Annotated in this window: 20 protein-coding genes and 1 riboswitch; of the genes, 8 read left to right on the top strand and 12 right to left on the bottom strand. The window is 42.3% G+C overall.

The window, feature by feature from the left end; all coding sequences use genetic code 11:
• Positions 1-9: 9 nt before the first annotated feature.
• Both ACQCT5_RS06485 and ACQCT5_RS06480 read right to left on the bottom strand, forming a co-directional pair.
• Positions 10-2595 (bottom strand): leucine-rich repeat domain-containing protein, encoded by a 2586-nt coding sequence (locus ACQCT5_RS06485; RefSeq protein WP_499640178.1) that lies wholly within the window; start codon positions 2593-2595, stop codon positions 10-12.
• Positions 2596-2883: 288 nt separating this feature from the next.
• Positions 2884-3060, bottom strand: a complete 177-nt coding sequence (locus ACQCT5_RS06480) for a hypothetical protein (RefSeq protein ID WP_499640176.1) — start codon at positions 3058-3060, stop codon at positions 2884-2886.
• Positions 3061-3101: 41 nt separating this feature from the next.
• Positions 3102-3189: riboswitch (cyclic di-GMP riboswitch) on the bottom strand.
• 557 nt (positions 3190-3746) lie between these two features.
• On the opposite strand from ACQCT5_RS06480, the gene ACQCT5_RS06475 reads away from it, so the two are divergent.
• A complete protein-coding gene (locus ACQCT5_RS06475) occupies positions 3747-4004 on the top strand; it encodes a hypothetical protein (protein ID WP_499640174.1) in 258 nt (85 codons plus the stop codon).
• Positions 4005-4043: 39 nt separating this feature from the next.
• Here the strand turns inward: ACQCT5_RS06475 and ACQCT5_RS06470 are convergent, their stop codons facing one another.
• The 5 genes from ACQCT5_RS06470 to ACQCT5_RS06450 form a co-directional block, all read right to left on the bottom strand.
• The gene (locus ACQCT5_RS06470) at positions 4044-5849 is read right to left on the bottom strand and encodes a zinc ribbon domain-containing protein (protein ID WP_499640172.1); all 1806 of its coding nucleotides are present in this window, start codon (positions 5847-5849) and stop codon (positions 4044-4046) included.
• An 18-nt stretch (positions 5850-5867) separates the two neighbouring features.
• On the bottom strand, positions 5868-7424 hold the full coding sequence (locus ACQCT5_RS06465; RefSeq protein WP_499640170.1) for a zinc ribbon domain-containing protein: 1557 nt from the start codon (positions 7422-7424) through the stop codon (positions 5868-5870).
• A 30-nt stretch (positions 7425-7454) separates the two neighbouring features.
• Positions 7455-7940 carry a zinc ribbon domain-containing protein gene (locus ACQCT5_RS06460; RefSeq protein WP_499640168.1) on the bottom strand — a complete coding sequence of 162 codons (486 nt, stop codon included), beginning with the start codon at positions 7938-7940 and terminating at the stop codon, positions 7455-7457.
• Between the two features lie 250 nt (positions 7941-8190).
• On the bottom strand, positions 8191-9576 hold the full coding sequence (locus ACQCT5_RS06455; protein ID WP_499640166.1) for a Glu/Leu/Phe/Val family dehydrogenase: 1386 nt from the start codon (positions 9574-9576) through the stop codon (positions 8191-8193).
• A 420-nt stretch (positions 9577-9996) separates the two neighbouring features.
• Positions 9997-11985, bottom strand: coding sequence for a PAS domain S-box protein (locus ACQCT5_RS06450; protein WP_499640164.1), 1989 nt, complete (start codon positions 11983-11985; stop codon positions 9997-9999).
• 266 nt (positions 11986-12251) lie between these two features.
• Here ACQCT5_RS06450 and ACQCT5_RS06445 point away from each other — a divergent pair, with 266 nt between their 5' ends.
• The 7 genes from ACQCT5_RS06445 (at position 12252) to ACQCT5_RS06415 (ending at position 20030) form a co-directional block, all read left to right on the top strand.
• Positions 12252-12467 carry a hypothetical protein gene (locus tag ACQCT5_RS06445; RefSeq protein WP_499640162.1) on the top strand — a complete coding sequence of 72 codons (216 nt, stop codon included), beginning with the start codon at positions 12252-12254 and terminating at the stop codon, positions 12465-12467.
• A gap of 521 nt (positions 12468-12988) precedes the next feature.
• Entirely contained in the window at positions 12989-13942 is a 954-nt protein-coding gene (locus ACQCT5_RS06440; RefSeq protein ID WP_499640160.1) for a carbohydrate ABC transporter permease, read from the top strand.
• Complete coding sequence (locus tag ACQCT5_RS06435) at positions 13942-14769, top strand: carbohydrate ABC transporter permease (protein ID WP_499640158.1); 828 nt, start codon at positions 13942-13944, stop codon at positions 14767-14769. Before ACQCT5_RS06440 ends, ACQCT5_RS06435 begins: the two co-directional genes overlap by 1 nt.
• A 72-nt stretch (positions 14770-14841) precedes the next feature.
• Positions 14842-16113 carry an ABC transporter substrate-binding protein gene (locus ACQCT5_RS06430; protein WP_499640156.1) on the top strand — a complete coding sequence of 424 codons (1272 nt, stop codon included), beginning with the start codon at positions 14842-14844 and terminating at the stop codon, positions 16111-16113.
• A gap of 322 nt (positions 16114-16435) precedes the next feature.
• Positions 16436-18232, top strand: coding sequence for a cache domain-containing sensor histidine kinase (locus ACQCT5_RS06425; protein ID WP_499640154.1), 1797 nt, complete (start codon positions 16436-16438; stop codon positions 18230-18232).
• On the top strand, positions 18213-18962 hold the full coding sequence (locus ACQCT5_RS06420) for a response regulator transcription factor (protein ID WP_499640152.1): 750 nt from the start codon (positions 18213-18215) through the stop codon (positions 18960-18962). Before ACQCT5_RS06425 ends, ACQCT5_RS06420 begins: the two co-directional genes overlap by 20 nt.
• A 27-nt stretch (positions 18963-18989) precedes the next feature.
• Positions 18990-20030: a Gfo/Idh/MocA family protein gene (locus tag ACQCT5_RS06415; RefSeq protein ID WP_499640150.1), complete on the top strand. Its 1041-nt coding sequence runs from the start codon at positions 18990-18992 to the stop codon at positions 20028-20030.
• 440 nt (positions 20031-20470) lie between these two features.
• On the opposite strand, the gene ACQCT5_RS06410 is transcribed toward ACQCT5_RS06415, so the two are convergent.
• From ACQCT5_RS06410 to ACQCT5_RS06390, 5 genes are all read right to left on the bottom strand, one after another.
• On the bottom strand, positions 20471-21925 hold the full coding sequence (locus tag ACQCT5_RS06410) for a hypothetical protein (RefSeq protein ID WP_499640148.1): 1455 nt from the start codon (positions 21923-21925) through the stop codon (positions 20471-20473).
• Between the two features lie 132 nt (positions 21926-22057).
• Positions 22058-22543: a hypothetical protein gene (locus ACQCT5_RS06405; RefSeq protein WP_499640146.1), complete on the bottom strand. Its 486-nt coding sequence runs from the start codon at positions 22541-22543 to the stop codon at positions 22058-22060.
• A gap of 175 nt (positions 22544-22718) precedes the next feature.
• The gene (locus ACQCT5_RS06400) at positions 22719-23141 is read right to left on the bottom strand and encodes a hypothetical protein (RefSeq protein ID WP_499640145.1); all 423 of its coding nucleotides are present in this window, start codon (positions 23139-23141) and stop codon (positions 22719-22721) included.
• A gap of 56 nt (positions 23142-23197) precedes the next feature.
• On the bottom strand, positions 23198-24511 hold the full coding sequence (locus ACQCT5_RS06395) for a diguanylate cyclase (protein ID WP_499640143.1): 1314 nt from the start codon (positions 24509-24511) through the stop codon (positions 23198-23200).
• 741 nt (positions 24512-25252) lie between these two features.
• On the bottom strand, positions 25253-25831 hold the full coding sequence (locus ACQCT5_RS06390; protein WP_499640141.1) for a DUF5317 domain-containing protein: 579 nt from the start codon (positions 25829-25831) through the stop codon (positions 25253-25255).
• Positions 25832-26197 lie beyond the last annotated feature (366 nt).

Raw genomic sequence — 26197 nt, 5'->3', positions numbered from 1 at the left:
ACCTCTTATTTAAGCCAATCTCTTTCTTCTCACTAAAACCATACCGACCATTCCTGCAAACAATAATGCAAGTCCTACTAGGACATAATTCATTGTATTTGTTGCAGTTACCGGTAATTTGTTGCCTTTTTCGGTAGATTTTTCAGTTTCTTCTTTTGTTGTGTCTTCTTTAGTATCTTTACCTGGTTTATCAGAAGGAGTTCCTTCCTCTTCTTTTGGGTCCGTTTCACCTGGTGTTTCTGCATCTTCTTCATCCACAATTTCTGCAAGGGTGGTGACAGTAAATTCACTGAGACCTAACCAGTTACCATCGGCATCAAATGCAGCTACAGCTATATCGTAGGATTCGTCAGATAATAGGTCGGTAAAGTGATAATAGTTATCTTCCACCATATCATAAGCCTCTTGGTCTACTAATACTTCATAATAGGCAACCTCTTCTTCACCCTCATATGTCCAATCCATTTCGATCGAGTTTGCGGTTACGCCTAGCACATTGATGGAGATAGGGGTGTCACCGTAATAATCATCTTCATCAAGGTACACTTCCACACCTCTATCAAGAAGCTCTTCCACAACCTTCAGTTCAGGTGTTCCTTCTTCAAATGTAAGGTTGAACATTCCGAATAGGGTAACCTGATACAGATTTTCCAAAGTCAACAATACGTTGATATCCGTTACTGGATTGTAATGCAGATTCAGAATCTCCAAGTCTGACATGGGTTCCAGGACGGAAATGTCCGTGAGCAGGTTATCAGCAAGACTCAAGTAGGCGATGTTAGTTAAATTCTCCAGAGCTGAAATATCCTCGATATAATTACCTTCCAGGTCCAGCATAAATAAGTTAGTAGCATATTCCAATCCGGAGAGATTCTCAATATTCATATATGTTGCATGCAGATATTCCATGCGTTCCATATCGGATTGATAGATTTCCCGCTCAGGCAGATATAGACTTTGACGAATCGCTTCTTCTAATCCTGCATCAGCAATCGTCACAATCTCACCTGTTGGAAGACCAAGCGTAGTGGCGGTTGTCATTGAGTCAAAAAGAAGCTCGCCTTCTTCATTGTACATTTCAACCTTAAATTCATATTCCGTTTCTGCTTCCAGGTCTGTTATTAACAGATAGGAATCAGGTGTTTCTGTATATTTCTCACCGTTGATATAGACAATATAGTTATAGTTTTCAGGATAATAATCCTCATCATCCGTATGGTAATACCATGACAAGAATATACTTTCCTCGGAAGTGCCCTCTGCATATGCTTCAAAGAAAGACCCCAGTTCTTCTTCTAAAATATCAACGTAAACGCCTGCTTCCTTCCAAACATTCAGTACCTCCCACACAGGAGATTCTTCCGAAAGGTCGAGCATGGTTTCTGCCAATGTAACGTGAGTCAGGTTCGGCAGAAGAACCAATGCATCAATATTGGAGATGCCTGTACGGTCAAGATACAGGTATTCCAGTTTATTCATGCCGGTCAACACGCTGATATCTGAAATCTTATTGTCGGATAACCATAGGATAGAAAGGTTCGTTAAATCCTTTAAAGGAGTAATACTTGTAAAAGTATTACCTTCTAGGTCCAGCTCTACCAAATTGGTTAGATTGGCAAGTGGAGTCAAATCTGAGATTTCATTATAATATAGATGTGCAGCCTCAAGATTTACTGCTTTTTCCAATCCTTCAATACTTTTAATGCCATAGTCTGCTGCAAAAAGCACAGTCAGATTTTGTACATCACTCTCATAAATGTCTCTCGTTACACCCAACTGGTCCTTGATAGCCTGTACTAAATTCTTATCTGAAAATGTAGCCACTTTCCCAGATGGGGCAGGGAATGTGGTAACCTCGATGGATTTTTCCAACCTTACTTCGTTTACTGAATTTAGTGCTTTTACGGTAACCTCATAAGATGTGTCCGGTTGTAAGTTAGTAAACTGGTATTCGACAAAATTCAAATTCCCGGATTTCACTAGCGTGCCTTCCAGATAAAGTTCATATTTTGCCAATTTCCCTTCACTTTCTTCCAAATAACCAAACCAAGTAGCAGTGAAGGAGCTTTCATTCACTTGCAGCTTGTCTATTTCCAGAAAGGATTCTTCTATAAATCCTTCAGAATCCTGTGGAGAAGCTTCTTCTTTTTTTACTGGCTCAGCTTCTTCCTCATCTTCTGTCCCAGATGGATCCTCTTCTATCTGAGTATCGAATACAACAGATAAAGCATTACTGTGAACAGCTTCCTCATCTATGTTCCAAACGACCTGATATTCAACATCTGCATTCACATCGTCATTACCATCCAAATAGCTATAGACTTGCTTTGTTTCCGTTGATTGCTCTTCTAGTTTTACAGGTGAGATGGTCTCGGCTTGACCGTTTTTCACCATGATGAAACTCTGGTTGCTGTTTGATAAATCCTCATTACTAACTGTTTCCCATTCAAGAGAAACTCCTTCATTCGTTTGTACCGCTTTCGTTAGTAATATTCCAGTTTCCTCCGTCACTTCTGCCGTAGCCAAAGCTGGACTTAATAAAGAAAGTAGTAAGGTAAATACTACGCTTAAGTTTAGCCAAAAATGCTTTTTCAACTAAAACCAATCCTCCAATTCTATTAAAATACCTTACATAACAAAATGATTATACTCTGATTTTATTTTTTAGGGAATTACTTTTTTTGTAATATCTTCACATAAAATGTAAATTGTTTACTTGACAAAAACCAAGGTTATCCTCATGTTCATGCTTTACACAAGAAGGCAACCTAAAATACGACAAAAAGACATATATGGAAGCTATTTAATAGAACAAGGGGGAAAATAAAAAGAAGTTCCGGGTTACGGAACTCCTCCTTAAAAGGTCTCTGATGATTAAAAACTCTAGCAAGCAAGATTTTGGATTTTTGCACGGCGTTGGAGTGCTTCAACCTTGTGATATTTAGCCTGTGCCACTATGGTTGCTTTCAGCTCTTGATCTAGACAATCATTTGCAAGCAATTCACAATAAGTAGACCTCATCACATGCCAGAAGTATTGTATATGATTCACAATCCTCATAACTTTCCCTCCTTTACTCACATAAATCAACGGAGGATGTTGCGGGTAACTGGCTGACTAGTTGCCATTGCAACTTTAGTCCCTTTAGTTTTGCGTCACTAGCTTTCACTAGTTTTGCCTTTTTCCATGATTTATGAGAAATACAATTCTATTATATCGAGAATGCAATGTTTATGTATGGGTTTAAATGCCTATATGAAATATTACTCTAGGAATATTGGATGGCGAATAATAGAATAGGAAGCATTATTGTGATGGAGGATGTAGCTCTTTGGCGATTGTTCAGTAAGAATTCAGGGGGAATTTGGGTAATTTCCTCGGAAATTGTATGTAGGGAGTTTCGATTTTATGCTATTTAGAATAAGAGCAATATGCCGATATTAGGAATGGCATAGACGCATTCAAGAGTAAGGGGAATAATAATGAGTCGAAAATTTTGCACAGCATGTGGCCATCAACAGCAACAAGGCTATAGATTCTGTCCGGGATGTGGTTCAAATATGGACTAAAACTATGGGCGTAGCTACCTTCCCGAGGAATGACCTTAGCCATTAGTCAAAAAAAAATTAATGATAGGTGCAGCTTCTTTACTGGCAATTTCCCTTACCATTTTCACCCTGAATTCCAATGGGCCGAATGAAGAAAAGGCTTTGGAGCAGGTTGAAAGGTTTTTTGAGAGGGCTTGCATGGGGGATGTTTGTGAATTCAATCATTTTTATGACCTTGAAGTTCAACTTGTACAAAGGGAAGAAAAAGAACTGGGAAAGCCGGGTATCTATCAGCTTAGTGGAGGCGCAGCCATTGATGATAACGGATTGGATCATATGAGGTATGTACTGTTTGATACAGAGGTCGCTTTTTCCGATGGGATATACCGATTATTGGATTCACCGTTCACTGACATCGATTACGAGAAGGAAGACGCTGCCCGGAAAAAGGAATAACAATAAAAAAGGAGTCTCAAGCTTGAGACTCCCAAAAAATCAATTTGCTTCTTCGATCTTACTCAGATAGTACTTTCCATTATGCACTTGAGCCGTGTACTTCCACTTGAAGGCTTTTTCCGCTGCTTTCTCATCTTTCTTGATAATTTCAAAATTCTCTGAAACAGTAATGAGAACGGTGGCTTTCTCATCTTCCAAAAATTCTGTTTCTAGGATTTCATAGTCAATTAAGTATTCAGTTGTTTCTTCTTCATAAAGGTTTTCCACCAGGTTTTTTTGAAGCTTATAAAGTTCGCTGTCTGGTAAAAGGTAAGGTTCCACTTCTTCAAAATCCCCATAGTTGATTGCATCTTCAAGTCCATACAGATAATCTGAAATTAGGCTTTCCTCATCAAGTACGACTTTCGGTTTTGGTGTATCCTTTTCCTGCTCTTCCTGGTTGAATTTAAAGTCCTTCACATTCTCTGCGTCGTCGATGGAGCCCCATCCTCCGTTCACAGAGTAGATGGACCAGGAATCGTCCGTTTTTTGAAGGAAGTATCGTTCGTAATAATCAAATTCACTAAGCTCTCCATAATAATCGGTTGTGAGCCAGCTCGCGTTCATCGTAACGCCGACATGCCAATTTTCATCCTCTTCCCATGTGGCAAAGCTGTCGAGATCATAGCTGGTCGAAAGGAGGTAGCCTATCCAATTATCATCATTTCCAAGGTCCTCGATATCCTCTTCAATATAGGATCGTTCATCCCCGCTGTATGATTTCAAAAGACTAGCATCTTTCCCGATCAATGCTTTGCGGTAGGAGAGAAGGGCGTCGTTAATCAGGGTCATAACCTCTTCCTGCGACTCTTCATTGATGGATACATCCGCATAAATATAATCTTCTTCAATCTTATATTCCGGACTTTTCAGTATACCCAGGGGAGAATCCTTCTGAACTTGCACCGTCATCGTACCATCAACCAGAACAGGTCCGAACCGCAGGCCGCCTTCTTTTAGTACAAGGTCGGTTTCCTTGTCGTTAATCAAAATGGTCCCGTCCATGATATTGCTTTCCACATAGATTTCCTCTGCATCGAAGTAGAGGTCTTCATAATGATACGTATCAAAAACGTGAGCTTCGATTTCTTTATCTAGGGAAAGGAATTCGGTTTCCAATGTTCCTTTGATTTTATGGACACCTGGGAGCATCGGTCCTACTATATAGTAGCCACCTTCTTCATCAAGTTTGGCTTTTTGCTCTTTTCCATCCAGAAACAACTTTACGTCAGGATAGTTGGTGTACACCTCTACTGTAAGAGGCTGGACCAGAAACTTGTAATCATCAAAGAGCCGCCACTTTTTGCCGCCTTTTTTGAAGGTGATCATTCTTCCTTCGTCTTCCCCCATCAGCTCATTGAAAGCAGAGGTAGTTCTGGAAGTGGAGCGTGACAGCTCTTTGGTAGTGTCCTGAAGATAGGAGAAGAAGTCTTCCTTGGAATCTTTGTTTTCCTTCCAAAATTTCAAGAGGGCTTTGACATTTTTCTCTTCCATTTTCAACTTCTCGTTTGTGGATTCCAGGCTTTTCGACAGATACTCCACATCTTCCTCTTTTACAGCTTCCAAAAATCGTTCCATGACTTTTTCAGGGCTATTATAGGAATCTACTGCTTTATAAGCAGCAAATAATGCGATGAACACCGCTAATATACTTGCTAGAATAATCTTTGTTTTTTTCGAAAAAGCGGGTATCGCAGACTTTTCTTGCTGCTGAGCCCGCTTGGGGGACGATAGCCTCGCCCCGCAATTGGTACATATTGCTGCCTGATCATCGGCCTTGGCCCCGCACTCCGTACAAAATCTCATAAGTGCTGTTCCTCTTTTCTAAAAGTTTGATACTTGTTGGTGCTGAACTACGTCGTCTGAACCTGATTTCTTGTTCATCAAGACCACTCCGGCATAAGAAATACCGAATGAGATGACAGTGCTGAATAAGAAGGTAAGGAACAAGGAGAATCCAAAGCTTACGTTGAACAAATCTCCAAATGTTGTGTTAATAGACAGCTTCAATAGCTGGAAGATAGCTGTATTAACGATACCGAATGCAAGAGCATAAGCCCCAATTTCATAGAGGATATTACCTGTTGTAGATTTTTTGATTGCCGTCCCTGCCCAAAAATGCAGGAGTATCGGAACTAATAAGAAATACCATAGGCTTCCGAGAATTTCCTTAAGCCCGGTGGCAACCTCTTGTGATTCTTCCATATTCATCCCATCCGCTTTTGGTCCCCCTAGAATGGAATAATTGGCACCAACATTCTCGTCATATGCGTTAAGGTCGAATTCCAATGATCCTAAGTGGGCCATATTCCACATATAGGTTCCAGCTTGAATTAGGAAAAAGTCCACAAAGTATGATTCATCACCAGCTTCTTCCTTTACTTCTTTTATGTCTGATTTGTTACCAATTATCGTTAAGGTAAGTACCATACAAATTACAATTCCTAAAACAGAATGTAAGGCTGCTCTTTGGATGGAAATTCCGTAGCCCGAGTTGCTTCCAAAGCTCTTCAATTGTGAAGTCATTCCAATCATGGAGCCGATTGTTGTAAAAATAATGCTTAACACAAGTGCTCGGATTAATACAGTAAAGAATTGGTAGTTTGCAGAAACTGTAATATCTCCAAACCAACCTGTAGGATCTTCCATTTCTATTGATACACCTGCAAAAGTAGAGATGATTCCTATTAGTAAAGCATATACAGCGGAAATAGGTAAAATCGTGTAGAATCTTTCGATTGCAGATCGCTCAGGTTGATTTCTGTTCGCAAGAAACCCAGCAACCACCAATCCAATTGCAGAAATAAGGGCAAATAAACTGACCCATCCGGAAGTGGTTAAGCTAACGGCTGCTCCCATCGCAGATACGGCATACTCAACACCAGCTAAATGACTCAACATCAGCATGTCTGTTACGGAAATGAATTTTAAACCTGATGAGAACATCTCCATGATTTCGTCGTTACCAAGCATGTCTTTTAATGCGCTGTTAACAAAATATGTGGCGATGAAAGACACGATTAACAAAATAGCAAAAGCTATCCCGGCATATTTCGCTGCAGAAATTAATCCCGGTAAACTGAACTTGCTTGCTAGACCACCTTCTAATATAGGGGCTGAACTATTCGAACTTTTGCTAAAGGTACCTAATGATAGAATATCTCCCGGTCCTGATTTTTTCTCGGTCACTTTTTCTAGCGAAACCCCGCAAGCTACACAATATAGGGCATCGGATGAATTCTGCTGACTGCATGATTTACAGAAGTTCGCTGTTTCTTTTACTGCTTGAATATTTTCATTCGCTTCTCCAAGTGGCATGCCATCATTTACGCAATAGTGTGCACCCTCTGGGTTTTTCGTTCCACAATGTTTACAAAACAATATCTTTTCCCTCCTTATTCCCTCGTTGTTTTACGCTCTAGAACCGCAGCATGGACAGAAATTGGCACCAACTGGTACAATCTCTTCACATTGATTGCATGAACTAGCGGTACTTAAGTCGATTTCAGCAGGCTTTTCCATTTTCGCTCCACAGCCGCCGCAGAATTTATCGTTCATTCCATTCATTGTCCCACAAGAACAGACCACGCCGTTTTGAGTTGTCTTGGAAAGCTCTGCAATCTGCCTTGTAGCAACATACATTTGCTTATCCAATCCGATAATCGCTTCTGAGATCTGCGCCAAATCTGCATCGTGAATTTGACCCGCACGTAATTTGCGGTATGTAACTTGTCCAGCCTCCAATAAAATTTTGGACTTCTTTTGGGAGTTTTCCGCAATACTCTTTTTCAATCTGCTGATTTCTTGAGCAATTTGAAGTTTTTGCTTTCCTTGCTCAATTCCCCCCTGTACCTTTGATAATCCTTCACCTAATTTTGATTGCAAATCGTTTGCCAAATCCTTCACCCTTTCTGGAATTTTTAAGACGAACTCTCATTCTTGTCCGGCTTCCTACTCTATAAAAATCGAAAAATAGCAATATCATGTAAATAGTATGTATATAGTAGGGAAGTAGACCTACTAATTATACAGTAAATATATAAATAGGAAAATAATACTATGGAAATTTGTTGTTAATAGTGAAAAAAAGGGGCCTGACCCCCACCGCTTTAAAGCGGTGGGGGTCAGGCCCCTTAATAAAAACATATCAGTACAACTTCCCCTGCCTAAACAACACAGTCGAAAGCTTCATCACCGAATGAATATAACAGTTCTGCCTCAACGGAAACGGATCTCCGAAGAATGCAGGAAGAATGGTATCCATGGTGTTTTTCATCTGTTTGTACAAAAGTTCGTAAACTTCCGCCTCAGTGTAGAACTGGGTTTCACGGCCCTGCATCCATTCGAAATAGGAGACGATGACCCCGCCTGCATTTGCAAGAATATCAGGCACGATGATGACGCCTTTGTCGCTGAGGTATTGGTCGGCCTCGCTTGTGACAGGGGCGTTCGCGCCTTCTACGATGATTCCGGCTTTTATTTTATCCATATTATCGAGGTGGATCTGGTCCTCGAGTGCAGCAAGTATCAGTACATCAACGTCCAGATAGAGCACCTTGCTGCGGTCCTGGATTTCCGCCTTAACTCCTGCTTCCTTTAGATGTTCGTCCGTCGTAGGCAGGTCGCCTTTATGAAGGGAGGTATAGCGGACGAGAGCTGGTATATCCAAGCCATCTGCATTGAATAGCGTCACGTTTCGGTCGCTAACAGCCACCACTTTATTCTCGAGATACTGGCATTGATAGGCTTCCAGGGCGGCAACCGAGCCTACGTTACCAAAGCCTTGTACAGCGAGCTTCAGCGGTCGTCCTTCGTATTTAAGTGCCGTTTTGGCGAAGGTGTTGTCATTGCTTGCGCCAGATAGGAACTTTCGCTGGTCCTTCATGAAATCATGTAGCATATAGCGGAAGGTGAAATAGACGCCTTTCCCTGTTGCTTCGCGGCGACCGAGGGATCCTCCGTTTACGACACTTTTTCCGGTGAAGCTTCCTTTATAGGGCTGACCGGGACGGATGCTTTTATACTCAGCCATCATCCAGTCCATTTCCCTTTCGCCAGATCCTACATCAGGCGCTGGGATATCTTTGTCCGGACCAATGATGTCGCTGAAATATTGAACGTATTTTTTACAGATGAGGTGCAGGTCTTTTACAGAAAAAGAGCGTGGATCGAGAATGATACCGCCTTTTCCTCCGCCATATGGCACGTCGTGGAGTGCGTTTTTCAAGGTCATCAGGGAAGCGAGGTTGATCACTTCCTCCTCTTTAACGGACTCATGGAAACGGATGCCGCCCTTGTAGGGGCCAAGTGCATTGTTGTGCTGGACCCGGAAAGCGGGAATCCTGACAACGCTTCCATTTTCAAGCGCGATTCGAAGAAAGGATTTATGTACATGATTGGGGGTGGAAAGGATGGAGCCAAGGGACGTAAAAGCCTGTTCTCTGGCATCTCCCTGCAGCTCGGGAAGAAATGCGGTATCCTCCAGCAAGGCATTCAGCGAATCTTGGACAATCTGGCGTGTTTGATTGGACATTTTATGAATCACTCCAGTTCTATGTTTTTCAAATAGTATAACATTTTTGGTTGGGAATCTTTAGTGAAATGCTTTTTGATAGGGTGAAGGGGGGAGTAGAAAATAATAAGAGGTTGGGACAAAAGTGTTTAAGTCTAAAAAAAACCCGAACTAATTTGAATTTTAAAATCAAATTAGTTCGGGTTTTTTTCGAAGTATTTGCTTAGTTTTTAGGTTGCACCAGCGGTTAATTGGAGTGCAAGACGAAGACTCCTGCGGGAGAAGTGGCCAATGTGAGACCCCGCAGGCGAAGCCGAGGAGGCTCACGGGTCACCCGCGGAAAGCGAAGTCTTGCACGGAAATCAATAGCGGTATTTAGAGCCGGTACTAATATTGGTCGTCTTTTATTAGCATTTTATAGTTTTGTCCCAGCCTCTGTGTTCATGAATACAATTGATAGTCGTTGCGGCCGTTGTTCTTTACCTGGTACAATGCCTGATCGGCTTTTCGGAATAGCTGCTTGATGGTTGTGCCATTATCGGGATAAACGGAAATTCCGATGGAAGATGTGGTTTCAATCAGTTCTCCTTCTATTATATATGGTTGCTGCAGTGTTGATTGGATGCGGTCTGCTACTCTTGTGATATGCTCGTTATTCTCTACACGCTTGATGAGGATGACAAATTCATCGCCGCCTAAGCGGGCAACGGTGTCTTCTGAACGGACGCAGGTTGATAATCGTTGTGCCAGTTCAACAAGCAACAGATCTCCCATATCATGTCCATGCGTATCATTAATTTGTTTGAAATTATCGCAGTCCAAGAAAAGAAGCGCCAGTTTTCCGTTATTTTTTGAAGCAGATTTTATCGCTTTATCTAGGGATTGCTCAAGTAATCGGCGGTTTGGAAGATCAGTCAGGCTGTCATGGTATGCTTGGTAGGTGAGCTGTTCCTGCAGCTCTTTTCGTTCTGAAATGATACGTCCAGTCAGAACGATGTGATCGAGCTCTCCTTCACCGGCTATAGAAGTAGCATTCACTTCCACCCATACATCCTCTTTTTCCTGATTCAAGTATCGATATTCTATTTGTACGGATTTCATCTTGTTTGTCCGAAGCTTATGAATGGATTCCAATAGTAATGGATGATCTAATTCATGAATGCCATATGTCAGTTGCTTGCCTTCCATGATTTCATATTTAGCGCCCATAAGATTTCGATAAGAAGGAGACACATAAGAAATATTGCCGCATTTATTGATAACTTTTATTAAGTCGGAGGAATGCTCTGTGATGAGACGGAATTTTTCCTCGCTGTCCTTCAAGGCAAGCTCCATTTCGCGCTTTTCCGTAATATCCTGGGCGATGAGATACACTCCGGTTACCTTCCCCTTAATGATAATAGGGACGTGGGTGACATAAAAGAAAAGCATGTTTCCGGATGCATGGGGGACTTCCACCTCATAGCTATTTACAACCCCTTCAAAAGCTTTCTGGAGGGGGTCATCCGGCAGTTGGAGCTCATGTTGTACAAATTGTTTAAAATCGATGCCGATAATTAGTTCCTTTTTATAGCCAGTCAACGTTTCGCAGGCTTCATTAACGTTCGTGATATAGCCTTTGGAATCTACCATAAGAATCGCATTTTTATGGTAGGAAAAAAGTGATTTGTAGGCATCTTTACTTTCGGCAAGTTTAGCCTCCAGCTCTCGTAAATGCTGGATGTTGCGATAGATCATGGAGATTGCGACTACTTGCTGCTCTTTATCCAAGATAGGAGAATAGCTGACGGAAGTATGGATAGATTGACCATCTTTTGTTAATCGGACGGTTTCCAGCGGCTGAGTCGTTTTTTGATTTTTAAGCAACTGAATCGTCTCATCTGATTGCGCTTTCAATTCAATTGGGGTGAATAGGAACTCTTCCCAATGGTGTCCAATCATTTCAGTAATTGTCCATCCAAATTGTTTTTGAAAAGCATTGTTTATTTTTAATATGGTGCCATTTGTATCTATTACCAACATGGCATCCACGGTGTTTGCTACTAGGGAGTTCAGAAAAAGGTAATCTTTCGCTTTTTCCTTCAATTCATTGACATTTTTTGTAATGGCAAGAACGAAAATGCGTCCATCATCTTCAATTGGAGTTAAGGTGGTTTCCGAAGCTGGCATATCTGGTACGAATAGATTCAAATCTGAATAACTGATGGATTCCCTATTCTGAACACAAACTGAATAGTGCTTATGAAGGAGATCGTATGTAACCGGCGGGAGTACGTCCTCCAATTTTCTGCCAATCATCTCGACAACGAGTTTCTGCTGTGCAGAAGAATTGACATAGGTATACCAAAAATTATTATCTTTCCACTCAACCAAAAACACCATGTCCACCATATGTTCAAAGAAAAACTTGAATTTCTCTTCTATTCTCATAAGTATCCTTCTTTTCGTCCGTTATTTTTTACTAAAGGTTTATCCTTCTATTATAGGTATTTATGATTAATATAGCTATATCTCACAATAAGATAAATTCACCAATTGGAGAAAATGTAACAACCCGATCTAATGTTATAAAATGTAATTGGCTAAAAACCTTTCGAATTAACGGGTCATTTTTGATAAGTTTATTCCCCCAGAATATTTACAGGTTGTAAGTAATCGGTTCCACCTTTAGTGACATCAAGCCATACGAGATTATCGTGGAAGCAGTCGATGAAGCAGGGAACATAGAGCGCTTTGTCCTGCCATTTGAAATAGCGGACAAGAGCGTGCTAGTAAAAGTATACGAAAATAAACCACTATTCTTCGGAGGCATTGCAGCTGGACTTATAGGTGCGGCAAGTGCAGCCGCCTATGCAATCAGACGCAGAAAGCAGAATGTGGACGGCCCGCGTGTGAGCGGAGTCGAAGAGTAATATAAGAACCAGCCAATGAGAGCTTTGCTTTACCTAGCTCTTATTGGCTTTTTTTATGGGGAAATTGATGAGTATACCAGTATAGCTTTTTTTAAACAAACGTTTGATTAAAAAAGTACAAACTCCTTGAGCCCCAAGCGATTGAAAAAGATTTTAGAAATTAACTTTTAAAAAAGGTTTTGTAAGAAACCATGTCCAAACTGTCGAAATTGGAGTTAATAAACTCATTAAGCTATTGATTTCTTTTATCAGTATAGAAATTTTTAAACAAACGTTTGATTAAGAAAAAATAAACCCCTTGAGTCTCAAAGGGTTGAAAAAAAATATAGAGATTAACTTTTAAAAAAGGTTTTCCGCGATAACATGAAATTCATTCTGATATAAAAAGGAGATTAACCACATATTCTACAAAAAATTCAGTCAATATTGTGCACCTAACCGGTCAATATAGGTACCCCAAAATCCAGAGGGTGTCCGCATATAATAAAAGAAAGCGGTTACACATACGGGGGTGGTGAAGGATGGAGACGAACGTGAATCCGGCGACGTCGCAAAATCCTAGAACGAAGACGAGAATAGTAGAAGGAGTGCCAAAGCGGAAAGTGAAATGGAAAAATATTTTAACCTACGCTGCCTTTGTCGGGCCGGCATTGTTATTCTTCCTTGTCATTCAGATTATTCCATTCCTGATGGGAGTCTACTACTCTTTCACTTCCTGGAATGGTGTCAGTTCAGTGGTAGAATGGGTCGGGCTTGCGAACTATAAAAAGATTTTTACGAACGATGAGGCATTCTTCAACTCTTTCATGTTCACGACCAAATTCATGTTTGCGGCTGTGATCATCAGCAATCTTATCGGTTTTGGCTTCGCACTTTTACTTAATGCAGCACTGAAAACCCGCAATATATTAAGAACGGTCTTTTTTCTCCCAAATGTAATCGGGGGCTTGCTACTCGGTTTCATCTGGCAGTTCATTTTTGTCAAAGGCTTCGCGTCTGTCGGTGCAATGACGGGCATCTCCTTCTTTCAGCTTCCATGGCTCGGGGATGAAAAGACGGCGTTCTGGGGCATTGTCATCGTGTTCGCCTGGCAGATAAGTGGCTATATGATGGTCATCTATGTGGCGGCGTTACAAGGAGTGGACAATTCCTTGCTTGAAGCGGCCAGAATTGATGGCGCTTCCAATTTTACCTTGATTACGAAAATCATTATTCCATTAATTTTACCGGCGTTTACGATCTGCTTCTTCCTGACGATCTCGATGGCATTCAAGATTTTCGACCTGAACCTCTCTCTGACAGGGGGCGGTCCGTTCAACTCGACCCAATCGGTAGCGATCAATATCTACCAGGAGGCATTCCAATATAACAGATACGGGCTGGGTACAGCGAAGTCCATTATCTTCTTTGTCGTCGTTGCAATCTTTACGACGGTACAGGTAATGGCAACGAAGAAAAGGGAGGTGGAGGCATAATGGATCAGAAGTATACGAAAAGGACGTTCCTTTTGGAAATCATCGGGATTACACTCGGTCTCATTTTCCTCATTCCCTTCTACTTTGTCCTGATCAATTCGGTGAAAAGCTTTAGTGAAATCCTGATAGATGCAGCTGCACTGCCGCAGGAGATCCTATTCTCTAACTATGCGAAGGTGTGGGAAATCATCAAGTTTCCGAAAGCATTCTGGAACTCCCTTATCATCACGGTGTTCAGTAATATCGGAATTGTGCTGCTCAGCTCGATGGCGGCCTGGAAAATGGTTCGGACACCAGGTAAGTTCAGTAAAATACTGTTCGTCCTGATTGTATCGGCGATGGTCATTCCGTTCCAGACAGTCATGATTCCGCTGATGAAACTTGGCGGGACGCTTGGCATGATCAACAGCCTGCCGGGGATCATCATGATGTACTTCGGATTTGGTGTACCACTTTCCCTCTTTCTCTATCACGGCTTTGTCAAAACGGTGCCGCTTGAGATCGAGGAGGCGGCAAGGATCGATGGCTGCAGCCAGTTCGGTGTGTTCTGGAGAATTGTATTTCCACTGCTGAAGCCGATTACAGTGACAGTCGTCATCCTGAACACACTCTGGATCTGGAATGATTACCTGCTACCGCTTCTTGTGCTGCAGGATGGGGATCTGCGTACGATTCCACTTGCTACGAGTACATTCTTTGCACAGTATACGAAGCAGTGGGACATGGGATTGGCGGCACTGGTTCTTGGTATCGCGCCGATCATTGTCTTCTTCCTATTTTTACAAAGGCATATCATCAAGGGGATTGCCGCTGGATCTGTTAAGTAAATCTAGGAGTCTGGCTTTACAGATTCCAAGATTTATATAAAAATTAATCTAACTTTCAAGGGGGGCAATAAAATGAAACGCTTTTTCATGCTATTACTATCATTAACACTAGTAGCTGGGATTTTTGCCGGATGTTCGAGCAATAATTCCTCAGGGGACGACAAGGAAAATTCCGGCGATCAGGTAACGTTGAACTTCTTCCAGTTCAAGGTGGAGATTGCCGATCAGTTGGGGGAAATGATCAAGGAATTCGAAGCAGAGCACCCGAACATCAAGATCAAGCTTGAAACAGTTGGTGGCGGTGCGGATTATGGTGCTGCATTGAAAGCGAAGTTTGCATCTGGTGAAGAGCCGGATATTTTCAACAATGGTGGCTTCAAGGAGCTTGAGCTATGGAAAGAAAAGCTGGCAGACCTTTCGGAAGAGCCTTGGGCTGAACACGTTCTTCCTATTGGGAAAGTACCAATGACAGATCCGGAAGATGGGAAGCTTTATGGTATGCCTGTCAACCTTGAAGGATATGGATTCATCTACAACAAAGACCTTTTTGAAGAAGCGGGAATTACAGAGCCTCCAACAACGATTTCCCAATTGAAGGATGCTTCTGAAAAGCTAAAAGCCAAAGGCATCACACCATTCTCAGCCGGTTATGGCGAGTGGTGGGTAATCGGCCAGCATCTATTGAACATCCCATTTGCACAACAGGACGATCCGGAAGCATTCATTGCTGGCTTGTATGATGGATCTGAAAAGATTGTAGGCAATGAACACTTCAAAAATTTCAAAGAGGTATTGGATACAGAAATCAATTTCGGAAACAGCAACCCACTAACAACAGATTATAATACACAGGTAACACAATTCGCTTCAGGCCAGACTGCAATGCTGCAACAAGGAAACTGGACGGAAAACATGATCTATGAAGTGAACCCTGACATGAACATGGGCTTCCTTCCGATCAGCATCAGTGACGATGCGGATGCCAACCGTCTTCCTGTTGGCGTGCCGAACAACTGGGTATTGAATAAGAACTCCAAGCACCTGGAAGAAGCAAAAACATTCTTGAACTGGATGGTTTCCTCTGAAACTGGTAAGAAATATATCACCGAAGAGTTCGCGTTCATCCCGGCATTTGATAACATCGAGCCTGCCGGACTTGGCGACCTTGGCCAAAACATCCTGGAATACTCCAAAAACGAGCAGACAATCCCTTGGACATGGTTCATGTGGCCGGATGGGGCAAACAAGGAATTTGCTGCAAGCATCCAGGAATACGCTGCCGGCAAAATCGATTATGACACACTCCTTGAGCGCTTCCAAAGCTCTTGGGATAATTTAAAATAATTCAGCGGAAGGCATGTCTATTCATAGGCATGCTTTCTGTTTATACTTAAAAGAAAGCCTTGATAATATGATTTAATAAGAATCTAGCTGTTGATTGGAGCAAAAGGCGGAGACTCCTTGAAAATGCAAGCATTTTCTGCGTGCGATGTATCGCTGCCGAAGCCTTCCTTGTCCTGCGGGAGGAGAGTTTAGTGGTGACCCCACAGGCGAAGCCGAGGAGGCTCCACAAACGCCTCGCGGAAAGTGCAGTCTTTTGCGGAAATCAACAGCGGTGTTTAACAGACCATTAAAGAAAAGAAACGCCTTACACCGGGGGTAGGCCATGATCAGAAAAAGTATCCGCAATAAGCTTATCGTACTGCTGCTATTGATAACGATTCTGCCTTTCGGAACATCGATTATCATCACGTATTACCACACAAAAGAAGCATTCAAGGATCTCGTCGTACAGGAAAATAGTAATCTCCTTTATCAGGGGAAGATCAATCTGGAAACCTATTTGGAGGAGCTTAATAGTTTAACACTTTCCTTGTATAATAATCCTGATTTCATCAACTATATGAGGTCTCCTGATAAGGAAGATAACTATATGACACTCGGAATTGTGAAGAACGTCCTGCAGACGATCCTTTATGCCGAGGATAATATCAGGCGCGTACATATATCCTTTGCCGAGGAAGAGCGGAGCATCACGGCCTCCAAGCGCTCGACGGTCGTCTTTTCAACCAGGCTCAACAGCAGGATGTATGAGGATGCCTATAAAAATGCCCAATTGAATCCGTTCAATATGTTTATAGATACCACAGAAGCGCAGCAGGGGAGAAATGTGCTTTATCTGCACCGGGCGCTAAGGAATGTGCCATCCGATGAGGTGCTGGCATTTATTACGGTAGAGGTGTCGACGGAGAGGGTGCTGGAGCTAAGCGAGAACCTTTACAACAAGGAGACCGAGGAATTCTTTATTTTATCGAGGACCGGGGACCTGATCTACAGCTCTAATGAAGAAGTGTTTGTCAAGCAAGCGGAGCAGAAGTGGATAGGCGAGGTGATGGACTCCAATAAAGAGCGGGGGACGATGGAATGGCAGAATGACTCCTTCCACGGGATGATGATGTATGAACAGACACCGGCAGCGGTCGGCGGATGGATACTTGTCAAACGCGTCCCATACACCACCCTTTATGAAAATGCCTTCACCGTAACGAAAATCAATATCCTGTTCGGGGTCCTTGGATTAAGTCTTGTCATTCTCGCTACCTTGTTCGTATCCTTTAAAATCACTTCACCAATCAGAGTGCTGCTTCAGAACATCCAGCAGGTGAACGAAGGGAATATGAAGGTGCAGTTCGAGTCATTGGGACACGATGAAATCGGGATACTTGGCAGCAGGTTCAAGCAGATGATGGAGAAGATCAATCACCTCATAAACCGGGAATATAAGCTCGAAATCGAGAATAAAAACAATCAGTTGAAGGTGCTGCAGTCGCAATTGAATCCCCATTTTCTCTACAATGCCCTTCAGTCAATCGGTACGTTGGCCCTAAAAAATAATGTGCCGCAGATCTATACACTGATCACGCACCTGTCCAAAATCATGCGCTATGGGATGAATATGGAGGAGGACATGGTACCTCTGAAAAAAGAGATCAACTATATCAAGGCGTTTCTTTTATTGCAGAAAGAGAGGTTCGGAGACCATCTCGATTACATGATCGATGTTGAAGAAGACGCCTTGCAAGTTCACGTTCCGAAAATGATCCTTCAGCCGATTATTGAAAACTATTTTAAGCATGGCTTTGATATACGAGAAGGAGTAGGGAGAATAACGGTCGAGGGAAAAGTGGAGGAAGGTATGCTTCTTTTGGATGTTGTGGACAACGGAGTCGGCGTGACAGATGAAAGACTGCAGGAAATTTATCGTCATTTTCAAGCAGGAAATAGAGAGGCAAGGGAAGAAGTAACGAATATCGGATTGAAAAATATCTATGCCCGTTTGCAGTTGTATTATGACGGGGCGGCGAGCCTGCAGCTTGTCAACCATCATGAGGGAGGCTTGGTCGTTTGCTTGAGACTGCCTTTGGAAATGGAAGGTGTAAAGGATGAAGGCGATCATCATTGACGATGAGAAGCATGTCAGGGAAGGACTGCTTCTCCTGGCGGATTGGAAAGAACACGGAATCAATACCATCCTCGAGGCCCAGGACGGGGAGGAGGCCACCGAGCTGATTACCCAGCATCGGCCGGAGATTATCTTCACCGACATGCGGATGCCTAAAAGGGATGGAATCAGCCTGCTGAAATGGCTAGCATCCATAGACCTGAACTGTATGACAATCGTGGTGAGTGGCTATGATGACTATGAGTTTATGCGTAATGCGATTACGTATAAAAGCTTCGATTACATTTTGAAGCCGATTGATCCGGATATTTTAAATGAAACCTTGGAGCGGGCGGTGAAAAAGTGGAAGGAGGAGGCCTTGGTCAGGAGGTCTTCTGGCAATATGGAGTTCCTTGCTGCTTCCTCCGAAACGAAAAGTATGGGACAAATAGAAGAATACTTACGTGCCAATTACCAGCAGGATGTCACGCTACAGGAGATTGCGGACCGCTTTTTTCTGAGCAGGGAGCATATATCGCGCAAATTCAAGCAGGAGTATAATGAAACCATCACTGATTATGTAACGAGAATCCGGATGGAAAAAGCAAAGGAATACTTGGCGAAGCCGCATGTCAAAATTTATGAGGTAGCCTACCATGTGGGCTATCAGAATGAGAAATACTTCAGTAAGGTGTTTAAGAAGTTTACTAGAATGACTCCCAATGAATACAGGAGTACAGTCGGAAAATAGATAAAAATAAAGATGGGGTGCTAGGATATGGAAAAGCTACGTATGGGAATTATCGGAGTGGGTGGAATTGCGCAGGGGCGTCATATTCCTACTTTCTTGAAATTGGCGGACAAAGTGGTGATCGAAGCGATCAGTGATGTGAATGAAGCAACGGCAACGCTTGTTGCTGAGAAGTTCGGCATCGAGAAAGTGTTTCCCCATTATGCAGATATGTTTTCGGAGGTCGACGCGGTAACGATTTGTACACCGAATAAGTTCCACGCGGAAATCACGATTGCAGCGTTGGAAGCAGGGCTACATGTATTTTGCGAAAAGCCGATGGCCATGACGCCCGATGAATGCGAAAGCATGATTCAAGCTGCAGAAAAATCTGGCAAGCAGCTGGCGATTGCCTACCATTACCGCTTTATGAAGGAATCCATTGCCGCAAAGCGCTTAGTGGATGAAAAGGAAATCGGGAAGCCGATAGTTGCACGTGCAAGAGGGATGCGCCGCCGTAAAGTTCCAGGATGGGGCGTCTTTACAAATAAAGAGTTGCAGGGCGGCGGAAGCCTGATCGACTACGGCTGCCACTTACTGGATCTATCCCTATGGCTGCTTGGCAACCCAAAGCCTGTGGAAGTGTTGGGTACCGCTTATAATGAATTGAGCAAAATCCCTGGCCAAGTGAACCAGTGGGGAAGCTTCAACCACGATACGTTTGAAGTGGATGACCATGTTACAGCCTACATAAAATTCGAGGGCGGGGCATCGATGCTTTTTGAAACCTCCTGGTCGGCAAACGTGAAAGCAGATGAGGAGAGTGTAAGCATCTCCGGAATGGACGGAGGAGTCGACCTGTTTCCATTCCACCTGAACCAGATGAAACATGGAATGCTCCTGAACACAGAAGCGAATTGGGTACCGGGCGAAGACGACCCAAGCATCCCACAAGCACTCAACTTCATCAACAGCTGCCTTGGCCTCGAAGAACTCGTAGTCAAGCCCGAGCAAGCCATGCAAACATCCCAAATCATCGACGCCATCTACCGCAGTAGTGAGACCGGGACTAGCATTAAATTGACATAACAACAGGGGTCTGGCCCCTGTTGTTATGTCGACTAGCAATTTGTGAGTGGAAAACCGGTTTTATTAAAAATAGGTAATTTTGTTTTAGGTTTTTGTGCATGCCTCCGCACCTTATTGGAGTTTTTGGGTGGTGGGGGCTATTTTTCTGTTTTAGAGAGGGTGTAGGCTGCTCGTTTTACCTATGGAGGTGGGACGGGGCACATTATTCCTAGCGAAAATCACTGTTAATCTGTCCAAAACGAGCAGTAATCGATCCACTTTCTGCCGGAATCTATCGGAAATCCACCGTAATCGATCCAAAACACCACATTATCTGTCCACTTTACAAAAATTAGTAATTATACAACCACCCGTCTCCCCAGCAGACAACCTATGCTCACCCAAAAAGCAAACAGTCTCCTGACACCACGCCAGAAGACTGCTTGCTACTACCTATTCCATTATCTGCTATTCGGCTTAAAAGGATCGTGTCCTTTATCACTTAATAGACCTTTCTTCCTGTTCAGAGCGCTCGGCTTTCTTTCAGAAGAATAGTGCTCCTCCGCTTCTTCCTCAAATAATGAAGAATGCTGGGTTTCCCCATGTGCTGCCTCGTCTCTGAACATTGGCTCCTCTTCCATATACCCAGGCTCATTACCGACATAATCGTTGCAAGGCTCCAACTGTCCGGAAGGCATCGGTTCATGCTGCTGGTCATAATCCATCAGATCAGGTGTATATTCCGCTTCGACTCTATCTGAAATAAGCGGGCCTTCCTCTTCAAGCATTCGGTCTTCATGATTGAATTCATTTTGAGGGGAGACAGGCTCTTCCTGCATATGGTCCGTTTCAAACCTGAGCACATTGTCCTGAGTAAATGCCGTCTCAGGAGTGACATCCTGCTCGGAAGTGAAATGGCCGCGCTGCTGCTCAAGTTGAGATGAATTAGTCATTCTGTCATGCATCTCAAAAGAATCATGCTCAAGATTCAATTCCTTCTCCAAGTGACCCATTTCGGAAGAATGCTTGTTTATCACACTGCTATCATAGCTTTCCTTTTCCTCATCCTTTTTCTCCATAGGGAATGGCTGCCCATGCTCATATAAGAGCTTGTCATAATCCTCTGTAGCCTCAATCGTGCTGTTATCAGCATCCTCTTTAGGAGCATGAGAATGTCCCATTGTGGTAAAGAGGGGCTTTTCCTCTTGGATAGAATCGACTGTATCAGATGGACGGTGCGCTTCGCCATGCATCATCGGTTCAGGTTTCTCAGCCTCACGATACCCTTCATCAAGCTGTTCCAACGCACCAGCTTCCTCATGACGTTCGTCATTCCAGGAGTTCACCATCATTTCATCGAGAGGTCTATTAATATCAATATTGTCATCTGTTAAAGGCCTGTTCACACTCCAGGAGCTAGTGTTTTCTTCCGCAGGCTTTTCCACAGGTTCGGTAGGTTCATCATGAATCTCACCAAACTGCAGGGCAGGCTCCTCCTCGGTACGATAACAATCAAGACGGCTATGGTCCTGTGAAACCGTTCTGTTCACATTATCCGTCAAAATAAGTACTTTCCCAACCTTTACGTCATATTCATAACGATATGCTTCCTCACGCTCAATGCCCATCTCCATCAGGGTGGATGCGACACCATCTTCGCGAGACCCTCTAAAGAACGTTCTTTCAATAGAATGTGAAGCATGCAAGGGATCCATATTGGAATGGGTCATCATCCCGGAATCCTCAGGAGAAGTCAAATCATTCTGCGGATGCAAAGGCTCCACCACACCACTCAAGTCCCTGATAAGGAAGATTTCCTCGGAGCGATAGCCTTCCTCCTTCAACCAATTGATTTTATCCATCGCTTCCTGCTCTGTTAAATATGAACCAATCATTTCTTTACGATGTCCAGCCATCTTTTCTTCCTCCTCAAGCTTGCTTTAATAATGATTACATACCCAGCAGCTTCACAAGGGTAAACCACACCGAAATTGGAAAAAATAACAGTAGCCCCAATCAGGTGAAATTCTAAACCTGATAAGGGCTTTTCACTGCATGAACACAACCGCATTTAATCCTCTATCTTTTACCTCGAAGTTTGAGACATTCTCCTCAACGTCTTCAAGGCGTCGAACCTTTAGCGTATACGTATAATTTCCGGGAGGAAGCAAATCATCGATCCACGAGATACCTATGGAATTTATCAGTGTTTTCGTTTTACCTTCCTTCCCTAGCTGATTAGTTAATGCAAAATTTTCTGTAGCGATTAAAGTGGAGTTTCTCCACAAAGAGAACTCGGAATGTATGCTGTATTCTGAGGATATTCCCGTGTCCATCTTCAGATTCACCTTGGAGTCCATCCATACTCTTTCCTTGGATGAGTTAATGGTCACATCCAGCTTTAAGATTTCCACGAGGGAATCGAGCGTGACATCCATGGGTTCTTTTATTTGGACAAAATATAATCGTGGCTCCATACAACCATAAGGACCATGGGGGCCGGAGCTTTTTATCCATTCGAAATATAAGGACACAAATAAACCTCCTTATTTATTGAAATCTAGAGTTAATATATGTGACCCTTTGGAAAATGCTTGTTCTCTTGTCCTAAAATAATGGAAGAGTAACTGCCTCTTTTAGTATGCTGGCCAGCTCTAGCAGGAATTGCCACAAAAAAAGGACCAACGCATCAACGTTAATCCTCATTCCTTATTCATAAAGCTCTTTATAAATAATAGCCTTCAATGCCAATAGCTCTTCATCCGTCAATTTTTCCTCAAAGGTATCCGCAAGCTCCATCGCTTCGGTCTCTGTCATACCGTCAGCGGCTTTCGACTGGATGGACTGGAGTTCCTGGAGGCTCAGCTTGTTCATCACTGCCCTTGTCGCTTCTTCTCTCGTCTGGAACGGCAAGTCCTCGAGGTTGGCGTCCGCACCTTCTGAGATATATGCTTTCAAGGATGGGGAGTTGTCTACATATTCCCGAGCGATGGCAATATTGCTGTCATCTAAATCCTGCTCCACATAATCAACAGCTCTATCCTCGATATATTTATTGATGAAGTAGTAGCCTACAGCCCCTATTGCACCAAGAATAATTACAGTCATAAGCAAGCCTTTCAGTAGCTTCATCTAATCACCTTCTCTCCCATTTACTATATAAAATAATAGAAAGCAGCGCAAATTTATCATTGCGCTGCTCGTTTTGGTTCTTCCTCCAGCCTTGCCTTTATCGAAAGGGCGGGGAATTTTTCCTGTATGACTTCGATGAACGGTTCCACATATTGCGGGTCAAATTGACTTCCACTACAGCGGCGAAGCTCTGCAAAAGCCTCACTAAAGGTTTTTGTAGGCTGATAAGGGCGCTCGGTAGTCATGGCATCAAACGAATCAATGAGACAGAGGATTCGGGCAAGCTTTGGAATGTTATTGCCCTTAAGTCCTGAAGGATATCCTTTTCCGTCAAAGCGTTCGTGATGAAGCTCGACTAATGGGAGCAGCTCCTCGTACTTCTTCGTAGTAGAAACAATCTCTTTCCCCCAAAGTACGTGCTTTTTCATAATCTCCCACTCATGATGGTCAAGCTTTCCTTTTTTATTGATGATATCTCGTGGGATTTCCACTTTCCCGATATCGTGAATCAACGCACCAAGGATAAGTGTCTGTTTCTCATGATCGCTCAGTTCAAGCTTTTTGCTGAAGTCCATGGCATATTTGAATACTCGTTTACTGTGCTGATAGGTGTACACATCTTTTGGAAGGAAAATCTGCAGTTGCTGTTCGAGATTCTCTATTTCCTTTACCAGATACAAGTCATTCTGATAAACATCCGCCTCTTCATAATAAATCTGAACATTGTTTTTCCCTTGAGCCTTTGCATAATAGAGCGCCTTATCAGCTTTATTCAAAAGCTCTGCTGAATTATAGGTTCCAGGCTCATACTCTGTAATTCCGGCCGAGAAGGATAGGCATTTCAAAGGCAGGTCGTCCGCGCCTTTAAAGGGAGTATCATTGAAGTCCTTACGGATTTTATTCAGAAATATGCTGGCTTCATCCTTCGTAACATCAGGAAATAGGATGGCGAATTCCTCACCGCCGTATCGTGCAGGCGTATAAGAGGTAAGCTTCGTTTTATTGATAAGAAATTGCCCTATGAACCGTAAAAGCTCATCACCTTGCAGATGGCCATTCTGATCATTATATTTTTTGAAATCGTCGATATCCAGTAGAGCCACAGTGAATACTTGGTGCTTTTCATGGGTCTTGAAGGTTTCGTCCAATTTGAGTTTGAAGTAGCCATGGTTATAAAGGTTGGTCAAAAAGTCCTTGTTTGCACGTTCCTCTGATTCTCTATACAGGTCGAAAAATTTAGAAAAGGCCAAGGCAAGGAGAACGGATAAAATAGTGAAGAGAAATAATCCAAAAAAATGCTCTTCTTTTAATAATATTGTTAGTACTAAAGAGAGAGTTAATATGCTCGCATAACTAATGATTGACTCCAATAATATTCCTTTTTTAATTAAACCATTAAATATATTTTTTACCGATTTTGGGTCAGAAAGAAAGAAATAAGGCCATATTAAAAGGACGTTTAGTGAAAAATATACGGTTAGAGAAAGTATGTACAGTGAAATCGTATTTAATGATACCGTTCCGATAGGGCCATTAAAAGAGATAAAAGAATAATAAGCACTAATAATCATAATTGAATAAAGGGAAAAGTTGAAAAGATGTTTCCACCATACTATTTTATAGTTGATTAAAGCGAAAATGATATTACCAATTAACAATAGTATTAAAGTTGTCTCTATGCCATAAACAAATAGAGAGGCTAGATATATAGCAGAATCCATTGAAATAGAATTTCCTTTTGGAGGTAGGTAGATAATGAAGTGAAGTACTAGAAGAAGCGCTCCAACAAGGGAATAAATTATTACCCATTTTGTAAGTGAAATAGGGGAAAAACTTATAAAAGATAAAAATGATATAACACCGATAAGTGAAATAGTTGTCACATATAGAATAAAGCCTTTGTTACTTTTTATTTGAAGTTCCATGTTATCACTCTCGTTAGTTTTCATTTTAGGGAAATAAATAAATTTATTTCCCTATGATAAATTATACAACTTTATAACCAGAAGTTAAAGCTACAATTACAGAACCAATCACCAATAAGTTAATGATAGCATTTTTAGTACGTGCGCTCATTATTGTCACCTCCCTTCAAGAAGCTTTCTGGGAATTTAGTTTGATGCGGTTACCTGAGGTGTTGGACTCTTTTCTTTATTCCCGAGCATCAAGTACTGAATGAAAAAGAATACGCCGATATTCATGATGACATCGCCAATGCTGATTACTTGTTCACGTGGATAAGGAGCGGATAGCGGGATGATGTCACCCAGGAAAGCCAATCGGGTGGCTTCTGTGATAGCGGCATGCTTGCCATATAAATCGCTTTTCAGCGCTTCAATAAAATATGGATCCAGCACGGTGCTTGCCTCTAAGGAGACAGGCATTCTTCCGCCGTTAGCTGCCATGACGATAAAGTTCAGCAGGACGCCGATGAAAATGATGAAAAAACCGGAATGGTGTCTATTTTTCCATAAAAAATACAGACCTGCGATATAGACCAGCATGAATACGATGTTACTCGACGAGCCGATGATTGCTATTTTATTTTGTGTAAGGTAGACGATAATCTGAATCAGCAATAGCACGGGAAAGACCCACGCGTGCTTCAATTTCATGTCTGCTAATCCTTTAAAATTTCCGCCTCGAAACAGGCCCACTAATAGAGCGATAATAATTCCGTCATATACCATGCTGGTCCTCCAAAAAGAAGTATTTATGTAGAAAATTGTTGAAAAATGAAAACTTCATTAACTAATAATTAACAAAAATACTTAAAAATTTCAAGGTTTATTTGGAAAATGATAGAATAGAAGGGAAGATTTAATGGGTGCTACCCTATATTACGGAAAGTATCTCTTCTAGTTATCGGCCAAAAGTACCGAATATTAAATGGGATTTGTCGAATAGGTTTTAAATGTACGAAAAGAGGTATAAGTAAATTAACGAAAATTGTTACTATTTAACCTTTTTTAACCTATATTCTTATAAAATAGTAAAACCTGAAAAAATTGTCTTGCCATTTTGTAGAAATCTAGTAGAATTGTTTTATGAATTGT

It is taken from the genome of Sutcliffiella halmapala, assembly GCF_050107295.1.
GTDB classification, from domain to species: Bacteria; Bacillota; Bacilli; order Bacillales; family Bacillaceae_I; genus Sutcliffiella_A; species Sutcliffiella_A halmapala_A.
This window is presented reverse-complemented; position numbering and strand designations above follow the sequence as displayed.